General features: G+C 66.8%; 9 protein-coding genes. 3 read left to right on the forward strand and 6 right to left on the reverse strand.

Going from position 1 to position 16,873, the window contains the following annotated elements; all coding sequences use genetic code 11:
• Positions 1-129: 129 nt before the first annotated feature.
• From AC27VN_RS13135 to AC27VN_RS13145, 3 genes are all read right to left on the reverse strand, one after another.
• Positions 130-2,955 carry a peptidoglycan-binding domain-containing protein gene (locus tag AC27VN_RS13135; protein WP_490876817.1) on the reverse strand — a complete coding sequence of 942 codons (2,826 nt, stop codon included), beginning with the start codon at positions 2,953-2,955 and terminating at the stop codon, positions 130-132.
• Between the two features lie 21 nt (positions 2,956-2,976).
• On the reverse strand, positions 2,977-4,146 hold the full coding sequence (locus tag AC27VN_RS13140) for a cell wall hydrolase (protein ID WP_490876818.1): 1,170 nt from the start codon (positions 4,144-4,146) through the stop codon (positions 2,977-2,979).
• A 111-nt stretch (positions 4,147-4,257) separates the two neighbouring features.
• Positions 4,258-5,643: a hypothetical protein gene (locus AC27VN_RS13145; RefSeq protein WP_490876819.1), complete on the reverse strand. Its 1,386-nt coding sequence runs from the start codon at positions 5,641-5,643 to the stop codon at positions 4,258-4,260.
• A gap of 522 nt (positions 5,644-6,165) precedes the next feature.
• Between AC27VN_RS13145 and AC27VN_RS13150 the strand changes: the two genes are divergently transcribed.
• The gene (locus AC27VN_RS13150) at positions 6,166-6,876 is read left to right on the forward strand and encodes a peptidoglycan-binding domain-containing protein (RefSeq protein ID WP_490876820.1); all 711 of its coding nucleotides are present in this window, start codon (positions 6,166-6,168) and stop codon (positions 6,874-6,876) included.
• Between the two features lie 19 nt (positions 6,877-6,895).
• Here AC27VN_RS13150 and AC27VN_RS13155 read toward each other — a convergent pair whose 3' ends face one another.
• From AC27VN_RS13155 to AC27VN_RS13165, 3 genes are all read right to left on the reverse strand, one after another.
• Entirely contained in the window at positions 6,896-10,750 is a 3,855-nt protein-coding gene (locus AC27VN_RS13155) for a patatin-like phospholipase family protein (protein ID WP_490876821.1), read from the reverse strand.
• Between the two features lie 72 nt (positions 10,751-10,822).
• Positions 10,823-11,719 carry a hypothetical protein gene (locus tag AC27VN_RS13160; protein WP_490876822.1) on the reverse strand — a complete coding sequence of 299 codons (897 nt, stop codon included), beginning with the start codon at positions 11,717-11,719 and terminating at the stop codon, positions 10,823-10,825.
• Between the two features lie 217 nt (positions 11,720-11,936).
• Positions 11,937-12,257, reverse strand: a complete 321-nt coding sequence (locus AC27VN_RS13165) for a hypothetical protein (RefSeq protein ID WP_490876823.1) — start codon at positions 12,255-12,257, stop codon at positions 11,937-11,939.
• 289 nt (positions 12,258-12,546) lie between these two features.
• Between AC27VN_RS13165 and AC27VN_RS13170 the strand changes: the two genes are divergently transcribed.
• Positions 12,547-13,683, forward strand: coding sequence for an efflux RND transporter periplasmic adaptor subunit (locus tag AC27VN_RS13170; RefSeq protein ID WP_490876825.1), 1,137 nt, complete (start codon positions 12,547-12,549; stop codon positions 13,681-13,683).
• Positions 13,683-16,817, forward strand: coding sequence for an efflux RND transporter permease subunit (locus AC27VN_RS13175; RefSeq protein WP_490876824.1), 3,135 nt, complete (start codon positions 13,683-13,685; stop codon positions 16,815-16,817). Before AC27VN_RS13170 ends, AC27VN_RS13175 begins: the two co-directional genes overlap by 1 nt.
• Positions 16,818-16,873 lie beyond the last annotated feature (56 nt).

Raw genomic sequence — 16,873 nt, forward strand, 5'->3', positions numbered from 1 at the left:
GGGCGAGAGCACGCCGGGCGCGGGCACGCGGTTCTGGCTGCTGTTGCCGCTGCGGCGGGAGCTGCGCTGAGCCGATGCCGCAGTGACCCGCGAGTGTCCAGTTCGCAGATGCGCGCGGCTGTCTTGGCCTCAATGCCCCAGCTCGGCCGCTTCCAGCACCGTGGTCATGAAGCGATAGCCGTGATTGGCCTGGTAGCGGGCATCCCGCTCGCAACGCGCCATGAACTCCGAATGCCCGGCGCGCGACTGTCCGACCAGGCACCCGGCGCTCGTGTTCCCGACGTTGTTGTCCGGCGCGTCGTAGCCCGAATGCTGATTGATCGACGAGGCGATGGACACGCGCTCGCCCTCGTCGCGCCTGAAGTTCTTGTCGAGATCGCGATAGATGACGATGGGCGCGGTTTGCACGAGTGCCGGTTGCGTTCCCTTGTGAAAGCCCACGCTCCATGCCTTGAACTGCCCCAGGGCAATGCGTGCGACCCCGGGGGTGCCGTCCAGCGGCTTCATCGTGTAGACCAGTCCGGGCTCGGTGGAGGCCTCCCAGCAGCCGACCCATTCGGCTTTGCCGCCCGGCGCGATGCGCAGCAAGGTCCGCAGATCGTTGAACCGGTTCGGTTCGTTCGCGTTGGGTGTGCCATCGCGCTTCATGCCTTCGACGTAGACGATGTTGACGGCGTCCGGGTGCCGGCACAGCCAGTAGCCCTTCTTGAGCATCGCGGCCGCCGTGCGGCCCGCAGGCGAGTGATCGAGCACGATCGGATACAGGGCTCTTGCCTCGCTGGACAGCAGCATCTCGGCCAATCCGGCATCGACGATCTCGGCCGGGGCGGCATTCATCGCCTTGCCGAATTCTCGCAATGCCCAGAGCGACACGGGTCCGAAAACACCGTCCGCGGGCGGATCGAGCAGTCCGATCTCGGCGAGTGCCGTCTGGATTTCCCTCGCGAGCCCCTTCTGGGTCCCCAATTCTTCAAGCGAAACGGCGCGGCCACCCGACGCAATACCCTGCAGCAGCGGCATGGTTCCATTCGCCCCTCCGTTGCCGGGAGGTGAAACGGATGCGGGCACGTTGCGCGACAACAGCTTGGCCGCTGCACCGGGTGCCATGCTCAGAAGCTCGTCGAGCTGAATCTCCGTCAGCTGACCGGTCTCGCCGTAGCCCTTGGCGCGTTGCCACTCCAGGATCGCCTGGCGGGTGGCTGCATCGAACTGCCCGCTGAGCTGTGCGCCGAGAAGCCCCAGCGCCATCTGCACCCGCCGCACCTCGCTGACCACGAGCTGCTGCTCGTGGGGACTCGGCCCCTTGTTCACCGGTCCCTGGTCCGCTCCGGTTGGCGCCTCCGGCTTCGGGCCGGGCTTTGCGCCACCAGCGTCTGCGTGGGTGCCTGCGTCTGCCGCTCCACCATCCCCGCCACCTTCGTCCGGCGGCTCCGAAGGCAGGGCCATGGTGGAGCCGCCGGGTGGCGTTCGCACGGTCCCCGCGTCCTCCACCTCGGACGGCTTGGCGCCGGAAGCACGCAGCTTGCCGATCTTGCTCAGGAGGTCGAACCAGAATGGAGCGCCCAGGCTGGCGGCCACCGCCGTGATGAGCCAGCCGATCGCGATGAGCAAGGCATTTCCCACCCGCTCTGCATCCCAGCAGTCCGAGCTCTGCACGCATCGGGACTTGAATACCTGGGGTGCGATGAACGGCTCCCAACCGATGGGCAGGCCGATGGATTTCAGCGAGTTCATGGCATCCAGGCGCTCGCAGAAACTCTCGACTTCCCTGTCGCTCCCGGGCAGGACCGTGTCCTGCCTGCACCCTGCATCCACGACCGAGCCCAGCAGTTGAGACTGCGCCCTCTTCTCGGCATCCATCGCCTTGCGCAGCGTCGTCACGAGCGACTGAAAGCCCGCCGTCGAAACGCTTTCCAGTGCCTTCATGCGCGCATCGACGTTGGCATCGGCCTCGAGCTGCCGACGTATGCCGCGGAACGACCCACTCTCGGGAACACGCGTGGCATCGAGCGCCGAGCGCAGGGCCAGCAGTTGTTGGTAGCCGTCGTAGGCCTCTCGCCACACCGGCGTGGAAGCGGACGCACCTGGCTTGTCCAACACCTGCTCGAAGGCCAGCTTCAATGCCTGCAGGCTGCGCTCGGTTTCCTCGACCGAACTGCGGTGCCTCTTCTTTTCCTCGGCCTGCGCCGGAACAATCGCCGAGCGGGCCGCTCGCAGCGCGGCGGCATCGATGTCCGCGCCGTTCGAGGCGTTGGCTGCCGCGAATTCCTCGCCCGCGGTCTTTCCCGCCGCGGCAAGCGCCTGTCGCATCGGTGCGTCTTGCCAGAGTCGAGGCGCAATCGCTATCGGGTTGATGTTGGCGGCCGCGGCAACGACGAAGCCGAAGATCAGCAGGGTGACCTGGTTCTTTCGCTTGAACCACCCGATCGAGCGTTCGGTGACGGCGTCGTACCAGGCGCAAAGCCGTGCTTCGAAGCCGGGCCAATCGTTCTCCACGCCATGGATCAGGCTGCGCATCGCGCGAAGCAGCTTGGGGTTCGGAACGAAAGCCCTTCGAACCCCGGAGCCGTCCGCAGCGAACTCTGCCTGCGCATCGCCCCGATTCGCGGGCGTGTCCAGAAACTCGCGCACCCCATCGAGAAACTTCGCGGGCGTTGCGGGGCGCACGCCCTGAAGACAGGTCTCCACGAGCGAAGCGATCAGCGAGGTCACGACGATGTCGGCCCCCATGTACGACGGCGTTCCACCTTCTTGCTTCTTGCTCAGCGAAGTGAGCAGCGGATGCGCCATCAGCGTGCTCGCGAGCGCCTTGTTGTCGCCCAGGAAGGAAGTCAGGGCCTGCTGCAGCACCTTGCCGCGGGATCCCCAGGCCGACGCCCAGAGTTCGCGCAAGGCCGTCACGAGCAGGCTGGTCAACGCAAAGATCAGCGCCAGGCCGAGCGCCACCTCAATCATTCGCATGTCCATTTGGCTGCCTCACTTGACGTCGTTGTAGAAGACGTGTTTTCCGATATGCGCGCAGATGGCGTGGCCTTCCGTCCACCATGGCGGCGGCACCAGGCTGCTCGCGTGGTAGTGGGTTCCCCCGTTCGTGGGGTCCTGTGCGCTGACTCCCGCACGGGCATCGGCGAGCATCTGGGTGGCGATCGTCAACGCCGACCTGAACCAGGGATCGTTCGCGCCGACCGCCTGCAGCAGCGGAAGATTGGGATCCCCCGGGTTCCAGCAACTGAAAGCCGAGGGATAGCGGCACACTTTGGCGACGTCGGAGCCCCAGTAGCTTCTGCGTTGCACCCGGTTGCGCACGACGAAGGCGATGGCGCGCATGCCCGGTTCCTTCTCGCCACGCGCCTCGCCCCAGATGGTGCGAGCGAGGATCTCGGCGTGGGCATCGTCGAACGGCGATGGCTTCGACGCGACGATCGGCTGGACCGGCGCACGCTCGACGGTGCTCGCGAGGGGCCGCCGGCCGCGGACCGCCGCAAGAGCGTTCGACAACTCGTCCCTCACGACCAGGTCCGCGTTGAAATAGCGCAGGATCGTGTCGATCGGGATGAAGAAGGGCTGCGCGGGATCTCCGAGCCGGATCCCTCCGTGGATGCCGACCAGCTGGTCCTGATCGTTCCAGACCGCTCCTCCGCTGTCGCCTCCCTGCGTCCCGCCCGGTGCGTGCCAGGCCTGCACTGGCGACAGCGTGTATGCCGGACCGCCCGCCTCGACGCGCACCGACACCGCAACACTGTTCTGCGCACTGCCGTCGACCGGCCCCCGATCGCTCGTCAGCAGTCGCAGCGCATCACCGCTGCGCGCGATCGCGGCACCGACGGGCCAGAGCGCGGATTGCATCGCGAGGTCCCGCAGGTCTTCCTGCGCCACGAGCACTATTGCCGCATCCACCGCTCCGGTCTTCGCGTCGGGAGGGAAAGTCGGCGCCCAATCGACCAATCCTCCCGCGAATTGCAATTGCCCGGAAGAATCCGCGAAGGCGATGACGTCTCCGGCCGTGGTGCCGGGATCGGCCCCGACGGCGTGTCCAGCCGTCAGCGCGTAGAGCCGGTGCGGGAGCCGCCGGTCGCGCAGGATGGCGCCGAGAGTGCCTCCTTCGCCCGAGCGGCCGCGTGCCGAATTCTCAACCGATGGCCACATGCGCGCCCCCTTTCTTGCTGGAGCCTGGCTTGAGGAAGGCATCGCCTGCGCCCGCCGGTCTGCACGGGTGCGCAGCGGTGAAAACTTTCATTGAAGGCTTCTCGCTACCTCTCATGATTTCACCGCCGGAAGTCGGGCGGATTGCAACGGCTCGACGATCTTGACGTTGACCGTTCTCGAAAGGCCCGCAGGATCCGTGAAAAGGATCTGGTCGCCTTGGGGCGCCCCGCCTTCCGCCGGTGCCGTGTAGATGAACGACCTCTTTCCGCTCTCGTCGCCCGGCTTGATCGTTCCGGGCTTTCCACCTCCGCGGCTCGTTGCGAACCAGGCCAGGCCTTCGCCTGCGCCCATCACGTAGAAGGTCTGCTGGGAACCGGCCGGCACTTCGATCTCCTCCAGATCCGGCACGAGGGTCAGTGTGCGCCCCGGCACCTGCAGCTTGCAGGTCGCCTTGGGCTTGTCGACCTCCAGAAGGATCGGACCGACCAGTTTGCTCAGATCCATCGTCGCGGCGGCCAGGTCCTCCGTGGCTTTTGCGATCTCCCGTTCGAGATTGCGTGCCTTCGCATCGAACGGCCGCGTCCTGGACTTGCCGCCGATCGACCCGCTTTGAGCGACGCTCGGCACGGGCTTCAACGCATCCTGGCCGCCTATCGCAAGGGCGGTGGTCTTTATCTTCTCGCTCGCGGCCAGGAAGGATGCAATGTCCGGCACGGTCTTCGAGACCTCCCTGCCCACATTGAATTGGATCTCTCTCGATCGGAAGCGCAGGTCGCTGGCCGCGCCAGCGATCCTGGCGCGCAGCGCCTTCACCCTGGCATCCAGAGCCAGGGCATCCGCGACCGCCACGTCGGCACGACCAACCGTTCGCTGCAAGACCGGATCGGCCGTCAATACCGTCGTCGTCTTCTTGCCGGGCACGGCGCACTCCTGATCCCTGGTCGCCTTTGCCGCCAGGCACGACGTGGTGAGCCGGTTCCTTTCCTCGGTCGTCATCGCCGTCAGGCTCTCGGGTTTGAGGTTGCAGTTCGGCGCGGGCTCCGCCTTGCAGCTCTGCGGCTGTGCCCTCGCCGGTGCCGCGGCGAGCGCCGTGTCCCGGATGGCACCGGCGTGGACACGCAGCAACTCCTGCAGTTCTGCGAGACGCGCGTTCATCGATTGCTGCGACGCGTCCCAAGTGCCCGACGTCGACGCCGCGACATTGAACGGCTCGCTCGCGGCGATGACGCAATTCAATGCGCTGGCGCCAGCCATGTAGATTTCCTCGCGCTGCTTCGACACGAGCGTGCTGCCGTAGGCCACACCCGCCGATCCCCCGACCGCGACCTTGGCGAGCGCGGAGCCCGAGGGGTTCGTGACGCCCTTGATCACCGCGACCGCGCTCGAAAGGATCAAGGCGGCTCCCACGCGGGGGTTGAAGCTCGACAGTTCCTGAACAGCGGCGATATAGCGCCGGATCGCCTGTTCCGCGTCTTTCCTTGCGTCTGCGTACGACAAGGTTTCGGAACTCCGTGAAGCGTCGAGAAGCAGATCGTCGGAATAGATCTGGGGAGAAAGAGTGGCACAGCCCGCCAATAGCACGGCGCAAGCCAATGCGACGATCCGAAGTCGCCTCGATCTGCGAAATCCCAACGGAAAGCCGTGGCCGCTCGGACCAGGTCGCGCTTGGCATTGCATTCTTCCGCTCCTCGAATTTTGAGTAGCTTTTAGCAGTACCTAATTGCGCCGGCATCCCCTGTTTGAGGGATGCGCCCTCACCTTTGGAAGAAGGCGATCCATGACTTCCCCGAGGGTTTCTTTGCCGCCGATCAATTCATCGTCAACGTATTTCGAAATTTCGTCCCATTGCAATAGCTCGATTCACGCAACATGACATTCCCATGTCATACCTGATCCAGGTGATGGACATCCAATTGGCATTGCTGCACCATCGCCGTCCCGAGCGGTCCACCGACGTGCACGCAACACCGGGTCATCGATCGACCGGACTTTTCATCAACCACGCGAAGGGGAGAAGAGATGGCAACCGGAAAAGATTTGCTGAAGCTGGCCGAAAAGCGCATCGGGGATAAATACGAGAATGTGCTCGTTCCGAAGGACAACGCCAAATGGACTGGCCCTTGGGACTGCGCCGAGTTCGCGTCGTGGGTCGTCTTCCAGATCACGGGAGAGCTCTACGGCTGTACCGACAACCGAGGGAATCCCGCCACCACGGAAGCCTATTCAGGCTCGTGGGTCCGGGACGCCGAGAACGGAACGCTCACCCCAGTCACGAAGGCCGTGGCAAACAGCACGCCCGGCGTCATTCTGGTTCGCAGGCCTCCCATGCCGAAACAGATGGGACACGTGGCGATTTCAGATGGAAATGGTGGAACCGTCGAGGCGGCCGGAAAAGGGCTGGGCGTCAAACGGGGCAAGGTCGAAGGACGCATCTGGCACTTCTACGCACAGATTCCCGGAGTCCAGTACAGCGCCAACAACGTGAACGTCACACCGAAGCCGCTACCGTTCATCCTCACCCTGCAATCGCCCAACATGTCGGGGCCGCTGGTCAAGGCCGTACAACGCGCACTGAAGCAGGCCGGCTTCGATCCCGGAGCGATCGATGGCGAATATGGCCCGCACACCGTTGCCGCTGTTCATGCATTCCAGAAACAGAACCGCTTGGTCGCCGATGGAGACACGGGCCCGCTCACAGCGCGAAAACTCGGCGTTGCCTGGCCTGCGTAACCGTCTGCGGCACACCCGCCTATTGCGTCGGCACAGGCTTCGCGACGATTGGAGCGTCGGGCGCTATCCATACCTCGATGTTTCCGGGTGTCGGTTGGAGCCGCGCGGACAGACGTTCGACCTTCCAGTTGGGAAGCTTCCCGTTGCCTGACGCGTTCTGGGCGATCGCATCGGCACAGGCACGGCTGCCCTCGTCGTGATATCGCACGATGGTCGAGCTGACCGGTTTCGGATCGGGTCTGCCGGCACGCCTTGCCGCATCGTTGACGTTCTCGATCGGAGGAACGCTCGCCCCCAGGGCTTGCCATACGGGTCGAAACTGCCTCACGGCATCGCGTTGCGCAGGCCCGTAGATCTGCACGTACACCGTCTTGCGGCGGCAGATGTTGCTGTCTATCGCGGGCAGGTTGCTCGGCCGATTCGCAGCCGAAGCGGCGGAGGATGCAGGTTGTGCGGAAGCACTCGCCGGTTGAGACGCGGAAGGAAGCGGTGGCTGAGTCGGCTGCACGTCCGAGGCGGGCACCGTGGGGGTTTTTGCTGTGTCCGTCGGCGGCCGGCTGCTAACGGGCGTGAGTTGCCAATAGCACGGCTTTTGCGTGTCCGGTTGATCTCCTGCCTGGCGAAGCTTCAGCTTCGCTCTTTCTCTCTCATGAAGCTTTTCATCCTCCGCGAGCTTGGCAAGCTGCGGATCGCAGGGGTGCATGGTTCCCACGGCCGCATCCATCGTGTAGTCGTAGCCCCAGTACCTGACCTGCGCCGATGGAAGCAACTTGTCGTCGTATCGCAGGCAGCCCGGGAGATTGCTCCGTACCGTGGGATTGTCGGCCTCCAGCAGTGCGATGCATGCCGGCGTCTTGGGAGTGACCAGGAGCTGGCAGGCGGAGACTGCCGTCGTCACGATGTGATTGCCGAGTTCGGATCGCTTGAGCCATCCGGCCTCGTCCCCAGGGCACAGGCTGTCGGCCGTTCGAACGATCGCCGCCGCCAGCGCCGAGTACGGGTCCGAAGCACCACGATTCAGATTGCCCGTGCGGATATCGGAGGCCTCCGATCGAGCCTGGTTCACCTCCGCCTGCAGCGTTTGATCGACGGGAAGAGGAGGCAACCTGGACCACAGCTCCGTCAGTTCCTTCATGGCCTCGCGCCGCGACTTGACCTGATTCGCTTCGGCCGCGCGGGCGCTGTCGAGCGCTTGCCACAGCGAGATGCCCACCGTGGCAGCGGCGCCGAGGCCCAGGGTTGCACCCACCGCCGCAACGTTGATGCGGGTGGGTAGACGCCGCGTCTTCTCCTTGTCCTCGGCGCCCGATTTCGAGTCCGCGCTTTCCTTGGGCTTTTCGGGTGTCGCCGCCGAATCCTTGCCCTTGACGGGGAAGATGTCCTCTTCGAAGTAGAGGCCTGGATCCGCGATCAGCGACTTCAGAAATTTCGGCTCGAGCTTCTCCGCGAGAAAGTTTCCCAGCTGGAAATAGCTCTCCCACTGAGCCTCCGAGAAGAACTGATCGCCGGTGCTCTGCTGGGGAAAGTCGGGGCACTGCGCCTTGTAGTTGATCAGGTCCATGCCCAGGCCTTGGCACATGTTGGGCTTGATCAGTATCAGCAACCCCTGGGATCGGTCTTCCGAATACTCGACCTTGGCGATCGCCAGGCAGGCCGTGCTGTCCGCCGACACCAGATCGTTGAGCGATCCGAAATACGTCATTTGCGATGGCCATCCCGCAGGAGCTTTCTGCTGCGCTTCGACTGCGTTCGTGGCACTCGAGAAGACGGGTCTCTGGAACTTGATGTCGGCGCCGAGGTCGATGCGCGCCCGGCGCACGAGGTTCTCCAGATCATGGAACTGGTACTCGGGGTCGGCACCGCAGTCGACGAGCACGATGACCTTGGCCCTCTCCGCCAGCAGCGCGTAGGCCCCCGTGTTCTCGAAATGGCCGCCGTCCGACAGAAACCAGTCCTTGCCGCGAGCCCCGTCGAAGATGCCGAAGGTCTCGCGCAGCAGGCCTCGCGTCTTTCCGAGGGCGAGGAATCCCGCGGCTCTGCCGTTTCGTGCCGCCTCGGTGAGCCAGAAGCCGAGCCGGATGCCGGCAAAGGTCAGAAGCGCCGAAAGACCTCGGCTGGTCCGGTATCCGAGCCCCGGGGAGACTGCCGCACCCGACACCGCCATCCAGGTTCCGAGCCCTCTTTCGCGAAGACCGCTGCTCACGGTCCAGCCTTCCTGGCTGACCTGCGAGCGTCCGCCGGAAGCGATGGTCAGCGACAGGCCCTTTCGGTCCTGATTGAAGAGCGCGCCCTTGGGATCGGCGGTCTGGTTGATGCAGACGTTGATCAGGTGGATCGGACCACCGAAACGCTGCGGTTTGTAGTGCTTGAGAAACCTGTCGTCGTCTCCGTGAACTTCGCCGACGTTCGAACCCACGGGCGCGGTATGCGCCCACCGCTCCATCGGCTCGAGGGCGCCATCGAGCGGCGGCCTGTCGAAGCGCGCACCATTGGCCGCTCCGAGGTAGCTCCTGACGAGCCGCGCGCGATAGAAGGCATGCAGCGAGGACAGATTCAGGAATTCGAGGTTCGACCCCGACAAGAGCATGTACGCGCCCAGGATCACGGAAGCGAGAAGGATCGGCGCCAGCGCATTGCTGAACGTGAGCTCCCTGTCCGTAAAGACGGTGCTGGCGATCGTCTTGTGGATCACCGCGATCCACCACACCAGGAGCGCGAATGCCAGCAGGATGCCGGCGAAGCGCGCCACCGTGCCGGCGAACGCGGAGATTCGGGGAGCCCGCGTGCCGGAGGCGGCGATCGCGGGCAGGATGCCGCGCAGCAGCACCGCCGCCAGGCCCAGCGCAAGCCCCAGGTCCAGGGTCAGCGAGGCCTCGAAAGCGACCCGCCAGGCCAGCCGATCGACGATTCCCGCCGCGAGCACCGCTGCCGTCAGCATGCCCCAGGTGGCGAGGCTCGTGGTCATCGCGTTCCTCGCCCGGTCGATCGACCCCTCCCGCAACCCGATGCTTCGCGCCAATGGCACGGCCCAAAGACCGACGAGCCAGATCGCCAGGATGACGGCGGCGATCGTGTCGCGGAAGGATTGGGCGATGGCGGCGCTGCGTGGGAACCAGTACAGGTACATGAAGCTCGCGACGCCGAGGGCCGACGCGGCGACGCCCCACCACCAGGCGAGCGCGGCCCCATCCGATCGAGTGGCCCAGGGCAGTTGCCAATAGGCCAAGGCGTAGCGCGCCGCGATCGCCGCTGGAATGGGCGCGAGCAACCAGGCTGTGGGCAACCACGGCTCGAGGCCGCGAAGATGATCGAACACGGATCGGGATGCATACCCCATGCGGTCCAGCACCGCCCACACGCCGAGATCGAAGCCGGTGATCAAGAGGCCGATCAGCAGGCCGACGAGCGCGAGCTCCACGTGAATGCCGAGGAGATTGCGCATGTACAGCGCCAGCGCGAACAGGCGGTCGGCGCCACCGCCGGGCGCGAGGTATCGGCCATTGGAGCGCAACCACCATCCGAACCTGCGCGTCTCGGCGCCAGCCATCGAATCCTCGACCTTCACGACGTCGTCCGGCGCCGTCGCCCGCTCGAAGAGCCTGCCGAGCATCCCGCCCACGTAGCCTCCCCCCGACACCGTCGAAAGCAGGTCGAAGCGCAGAAGCAACTTGTGCTGCGCCAGCGCACGCAATACACCGAAGCAGAAGGTCGCGCTGCGGATTCCTCCCCCGGACAAGGCCAGTCCCCAGATCTCGCCGCTGCCTTGCGGGGCGCTCTCCCTGCCCGCCGCATTCGCACCTCGTGCCCGCGCCAGTTGCCTGCGTCGGCGCTCCACCAGCCGGTCCAGGCGTTCGACGGACTTTTCCTTCTCCATGGTCACCTCCGCCTCGATGAGGATGATCGGATCCGGGCGCGGAGAAAGCGGCCGCGCACGAAGGCTGCGGACCTACCCGGGCATGCTGTAGCGGCTGAACCTCTGCAGGATGAACGAAGAGAACGGTTGGCCGAGCTTTTCCGCACCGGAGGTGCTGAGGTGGATCTCATTGACCCAGTCTCCGCTCGGGCCCGTGGCGTCCGGGTCCGCCTGATCGAGGGGAATCGCGGCGGAGTCGAACACATGCACGTTCGGGAGCTGGTATCCGCTCCTGGCATCCGTATCGAGACCGAGCAGGAACAGCCGCAATTTTCCGAACACGATGTCGGTCACGCCCTGGTGCAGATCCTTCGGCACGCCATTCCTGACCAAGGCGGGATGGAGCCAGCCCTCGGACTTTCCGGGCACACCTGCCGGACGCGCGACGGGCACCGAGTAGGTATGCAGGAAGACAGGGCGCCCCTTGCTCTGGCCCGCATCCCGCCACTCGACCAGGCTCGCGAACCACCACAGCAAATAACCCGCCAGCGCATTCATGCCGGCCTCGCTGACATAGGCATGGGGATCCGATGCGTCGATCGCCTCCGCCTTGGTGAGAAGAATCCGCTCCCGAGCCGGACGAAGCTGGCCCGCGGAGTCGTTCGGCGTGACGTTGATCGCATCGATGAGGTCATTGCCCGACGCGGACACCAGGATCGCGAGCCACCAGCGTTGCTGCAGAAGCATCTTGAACTGCGGGTTGCGCTTGAACATTTCCCCTGCGATATCGCCGGGTGCTGCGCAATTGATCGCCGCGGCCGCCTTGGGGAAATGAAGACAAGGCAGCAGGTTCCGGTTGTTCAGCACCGCATCGGTGATCGAGAACCAGGAGTCTCCCTCCGCGAGGAATTGCCAGTTGTATTGGGCGAGCTGGAATGGCTGATTCGGGTCGAGGTAGTGGCCTACCGGCACAGGCAGAAGGTATGGCATTCGCTCGACTCCTCGCTCATTGGAATGCGTGCAGCATATTTCATCGAACCCGGATCCGAAATAGGGATGTGCTCCGGCTTTCGGTGGTTTCGGCACGAATGCGAGATGTCGATCGAGCCCGCGACACGCGCATGCGACTCAATGGCCTCCGCCGACTCAATGGCCTCCGCCATGAGGGAGTTGATTTTTTTCGCACCTCCGAGATTCGGAGTCCATGTCAGTTCGGCCCGTCCATCTTCTCGCTGCCGACCGCCTGCAACACCGCATCGAAGTACCCCGCCTCCGCCAGCAGCCGCCTCACCTGCGAATCCACATGCGCATCCGACAGCGCCGGATGCCATTCGCCGTCCCGCCGCCAGCGCCAGAGCATCGCGACCACGGTCGAATCGATCCTCGGGAAGACCTCGAGCAGCAGCGAGCCGAAGTCCTGCCGGCAGGCGACCAGGCCGCGCTGCAGCAGGTCCTCGAAGACCTGCGTGGGCCGTGCGTCCGACAGCAATCGGCGCAGCTCGACCTGCCTGAGGTCCAGTTTGCTCATGGTTCTGGAAAGGGTTCCGTTGACGAAGGGGGTGGCTGTGGCCATGACAGGCGGCGCACGATGCGCGCCCTTCAGGATCGCGCATCGACCGCGCATTCGCAAGCCGGTGGCGATTGCCGGAGCGCCGCCCGTGGATAGATAGCTTCCCGAAAGCTTCGCGGCCTAGGCTGGTCGGCTCCCTCCTTCTCCGACGTCGTGCCCGCACGGTCGGTCCGTACGTACCGCCGCACCGATGAGCCTGCGTCCTCCTGCCTCCCGCCGGGTCCTCCTGGTCCTTCTCGCCTTGCTGGTGCTCGCCGGCGCGGCATTTCTCGTCTGGCGCGCGCCGCGATCCGATGCCGCGCCGTCCCCGCCGCCTGCGGGCGCGACCAACGCCGCCACTGCCGCCGACCCCGAACAGTTGCGCTATCCGAAGGGCGCGGCCCAGCTCGCGATGATCCGCACCGACGCCATGCCGCGCGTGCCGCTGCCCCTGGCCGAACCGCTGAGCGCGCGCCTGGTCTACGACGAGGACGCGACCGCGCGCATCGGCGTCGGCTTCTCGGGCCGCATCGTGGCGCTGCGCGTGGGCCCCGGCGACAGCGTGCGCGCGGGCCAGGTGCTGGCCGACATCGACTCGCCCGACTACGGCACGGCGCGCGCCGACCTCGGCAAGGCGCTGGCCGACGAGAAGCGCAAGCAGCTGGCGGCCGAACGCGGGCGCGAGCTGGCGCCGGGCGATGCCATCGCGCACAAGGACCTCGAGGCGCTCGAAGCCGATCATGCGCAGGCGCTGGAAGAAGTGGAGCGTGCACGCCGGCGGCTGCAGAACATGAATCCGCGCGGGCTGCGCGGCGAAGGCCAGCGCCTGCAGCTGGTCAGCCCGATGGACGGACTGGTCGCCGAGCGCACGGCCACGCCGGCGCTCGAGGTCGCGCCGGGCATGGCGGCGCCGCTGTTCGTGGTCACCGATCCGCGGCGGCTGTGGCTGATGATCGACCTGCCCGAGCGGCTGCTCGGCCGGATCAAGCTCGGCAGCGCGGTGAGCGTGGAGTCGGATGCCTATCCGGGCCGGCGCTTCGCCGCCACGGTGCGCCAGGTCGGCCATGCGGTCGACACCAACACCCGGCGCGTGCCGGTGCGCGCGCAGCTCGACAACGCCGGGCTCGAGCTGCTGCCCGAGATGTTCGTGCGCGCGCAACTGCTGCAGGAAGACGGCAGCGGCGTGCGCGTGCCCAACGAGGCGCTGGTCAACCGCGGCGTGCACAGCTACGTGTTCGTCGAGGAGTCGCCCGGCGCGTTCCGGCGCCGCCAGGTCGAGCTGCTGGCGCAGGGCAGCGACACCAGCTACGTGCGCGAGGGCCTGGCGGGCAACGAGCGCGTGGTGACGGCGGGCGCGCTGCTGCTCGACGCCGAGCTGACGACCCGCGCGAGCGAGCGGCCGTGATGCAGCGGCTCATCGCCTTCGCGCTGACGCAGCGCGTCTTCGTGTTCGTGCTGGTCGCGGCGCTCGTGGGCTTCGGCGGCTACGCGGCCTCGAACCTGCCGATCGAGGCGTTCCCCGACGTGCAGGACGTGCAGGTGCGCGTGATCTCGCAGCGCACCGGCGCGGCGCCGCAGGACATGGAGCGCTCGGTCACGCTGCCGATCGAGCGCGAGGTGGCGGGGATCCCGCGGCTGTCGAACGTGCGCTCGGTCACCATGACCGGCCTGTCGATCGTGACCCTGACCTTCGCCGACGGCACCGACGACTACTTCGCGCGCCAGCAGGTGCTCGAGAAGCTCTCGACCGTGGACCTGCCCACCGGCGTGCAGCCGCAGCTCGCGCCGCTGTCGACCGCCGTCGGCGAGATCTACCGCTACACGCTCGAGGCGCCGGGCCTGTCGGAGGTGGAGGCGCGCACGCTGCAGGACTGGACCGTGCGCCCGTTCCTGCGCATGACGCCCGGCGTGGCCGACATCGTCACCTTCGGCGGCGCGCTCAGGGAGTTCCAGATCGAGGTCGACCCGGTGGCGCTGCGCAAGTACCAGGTGACGCTGGACCAGCTCGGCCAGGCCGTCTCGAATGCCAACGGCAGCGCGGGCGGCGGGCTGATGCGCCGCGGCGACACCTCGTTGGTGGTGCGCGCCAGCGGTCTGTTCGACAGCCTCGCCGACATCCGCGCGGCGGTGGTCGCCTCGCGCCAGGGCCGTCCCGTGACGGTGGCCGACCTGGCGCAGGTGCGCGAGGGCGAGCGCCCGCGCCTGGGCATCGCCGCGGCCGGCCAGCGCGACAGCATCGTCGAGGGCATCGTCTCGATGACCAAGGGCGGCGATCCGGCGAAGATCAATGCCGAGCTGCGCCAGCGCATCGCGCAGCTCGAGCCGCGCCTGCCGGCCGGCGTGAAGATCGTGCCGATCTACGACCGCACGCAGCTCGTGCACCACACGGTGGCCACGGTGGTCGAGAACCTGGTGGTGGGCGCGCTGCTGGTGGTGGCGGTGCTCGTGATCTTCCTCTCGAGCTGGCGCGCGGCCCTGGTGGTGGCCACCGTGATCCCGCTGGCCCTGCTGTTCGCCTTCATCCTGATCACCGCGCGCGGCGTGTCGGCCAACCTGATCTCGCTGGGCGCAGTCGACTTCGGCATCATCATCGACAGCGCGGTCGTGATCGTCGAGGCGCTGATGGTGCGGCTCGCGGCCAAGACCGCGCTCGACGCCGATTCGCCCGAGGCGCGCCACCAGCGGCTGGGCGTGCTGCATCACACGGTCAGCGACCTCGCGCACCCGGTGCTGTTCTCGAAGGCGATCATCATCCTGGCCTTCGTGCCGATCTTCACCTTCCAGCGCGTGGAGGGAAAGATCTTCACGCCGGTGGCCCTGACCCTGAGCTTCGCGCTGCTCGGCGCGGTGCTGCTGACCTTCACGCACCTGCCCGCGCTGCTGGCCACCGTGCTGCAGCGCCGCACCCTGGCCGAGAAGCACAAGCCCTGGCTGGACTGGCTGCAGGCGCGCTACCGCGGCCTGCTCGCGGCGACCATGCGCCACGCGGGCCGCACGCTGTGGCTCGCGGCGCTGCCCGTGGCGCTCGCGCTGGGACTGGCACCGCGGCTGGGCAGCGAATTCCTGCCCAAGCTCGACGAGGGCAACATCTGGCTGACCATCACGCTGCCGACCTCGGCCGCGCTCGAGACCACCAAGCAGGTGGAGCGCAGCGTGCGCGCCACCCTGCTGACGTATCCCGAGGTGGCGCGGCTGATCAGCCAGGTCGGCCGGCCCGACGACGGCTCCGACCCCAAGGGGCCGAACAACCTCGAGATCCTGGTCGACCTGCAGCCGCGCTCGGGCTGGCGCTTCGCGGGCAAGGAGGCGCTGATCGCCGACATGTCCGCCAAGCTGGAAGACATCCCCGGCATCAGCACCAACTTCTCGCAGGTGATCCAGGACAACGTCGAGGAGTCGCTGTCGGGCTTTCGCGGCGAGATCGTCGCGAAGGTGATCGGCAACAACCTCGACATCCTCGACGAGCTCGGCGAGAAGGTCGCCACCACCTTGCGCGGCATCCCCGGCGCCACCGACGTGGACAGCACGCGCATCGGCGGGCAGAGCGAGCTGGTCGTCACGCCCGACCGCGCGCGGCTCGCGCGCTACGGCCTCACGGTCAACGATGTCGACAACGCCATCGGCCAGTCGATGTCGGGCGCCTCGACCACCAGCTTCTACGACGCCGACCGCCGCTTCGACGTGGTGGTGCGGCTCGCGCAGCCGCACCGCGACAGCGTGGACGCGGTGCGCGGACTGCAGCTCGCCGTGGCCGGCACGCAGGTCGGCAACGGCCCCGGCACCATCTCGCTGGGCGAGGTCGCGAACGTCGAGGTACGCCAGGGTGCCTCGCGCATCTTCCGCGAGTCGGGCTCGCGCATGGTCATCGTCAAGGTCAACCTGCTGGGGCGCGACCAGGGCAGCTTCGTGGAAGAGGCCCAGCGCACGGTGGCGCGCCAGGTCGCGCTGCCGCCGGGCTACCAGCTGGTGTGGGGCGGGCAGTTCGAGAACTCGCAGCGGGCCGCGGCGCGGCTCGCGGTGATCGTGCCGTTCACGGCGCTGCTGATCTTCTCGCTGCTGTTCTGGGCCTTCCGCTCGGTGCGGCTGGCCTCGCTGGTGCTCGGCATGGTGCCGTTCACGCTGGTGGGCGGGCTCGCCGCGCTCGGGCTCGCGGGCCTGCACCTGTCGGTCTCGGCCGCGGTCGGGTTCATCGCGGTGGCGGGCATCTCGGTGCAGAACGGCGTGATCATGGTCGAGGAGATCATGGCGCGCGTGCGCTCGGGCGCGGCGGTCGCGACGGCGATCGTCGAAGGCGCGACGACGCGGCTGCGCCCGATCCTGATGACGGCGCTGATGGCGGGCCTGGGCCTGCTGCCGGCCGCGCTCTCGCACGGCATCGGCAGCGAGACCCAGCGGCCCTTCGCCTGCGTGATCGTCGGCGGCATCGTCACCGGCACGTTGTTCACGCTGCTGGTGCTGCCGGTGGCGATTCGCCGCTTCGGCGATTTCTACGACGAGCCGCAGCAGGCGCGCGATGCGCGCCCGGCGGCCGCGCCCTGATGCACCGGAGCCCGCGATGACGCACGCCCCCGCCTTGTTCCGCCCCCGCGTTCGAT

The organism is Variovorax sp. 20P10.2.4, from assembly GCF_058244205.1.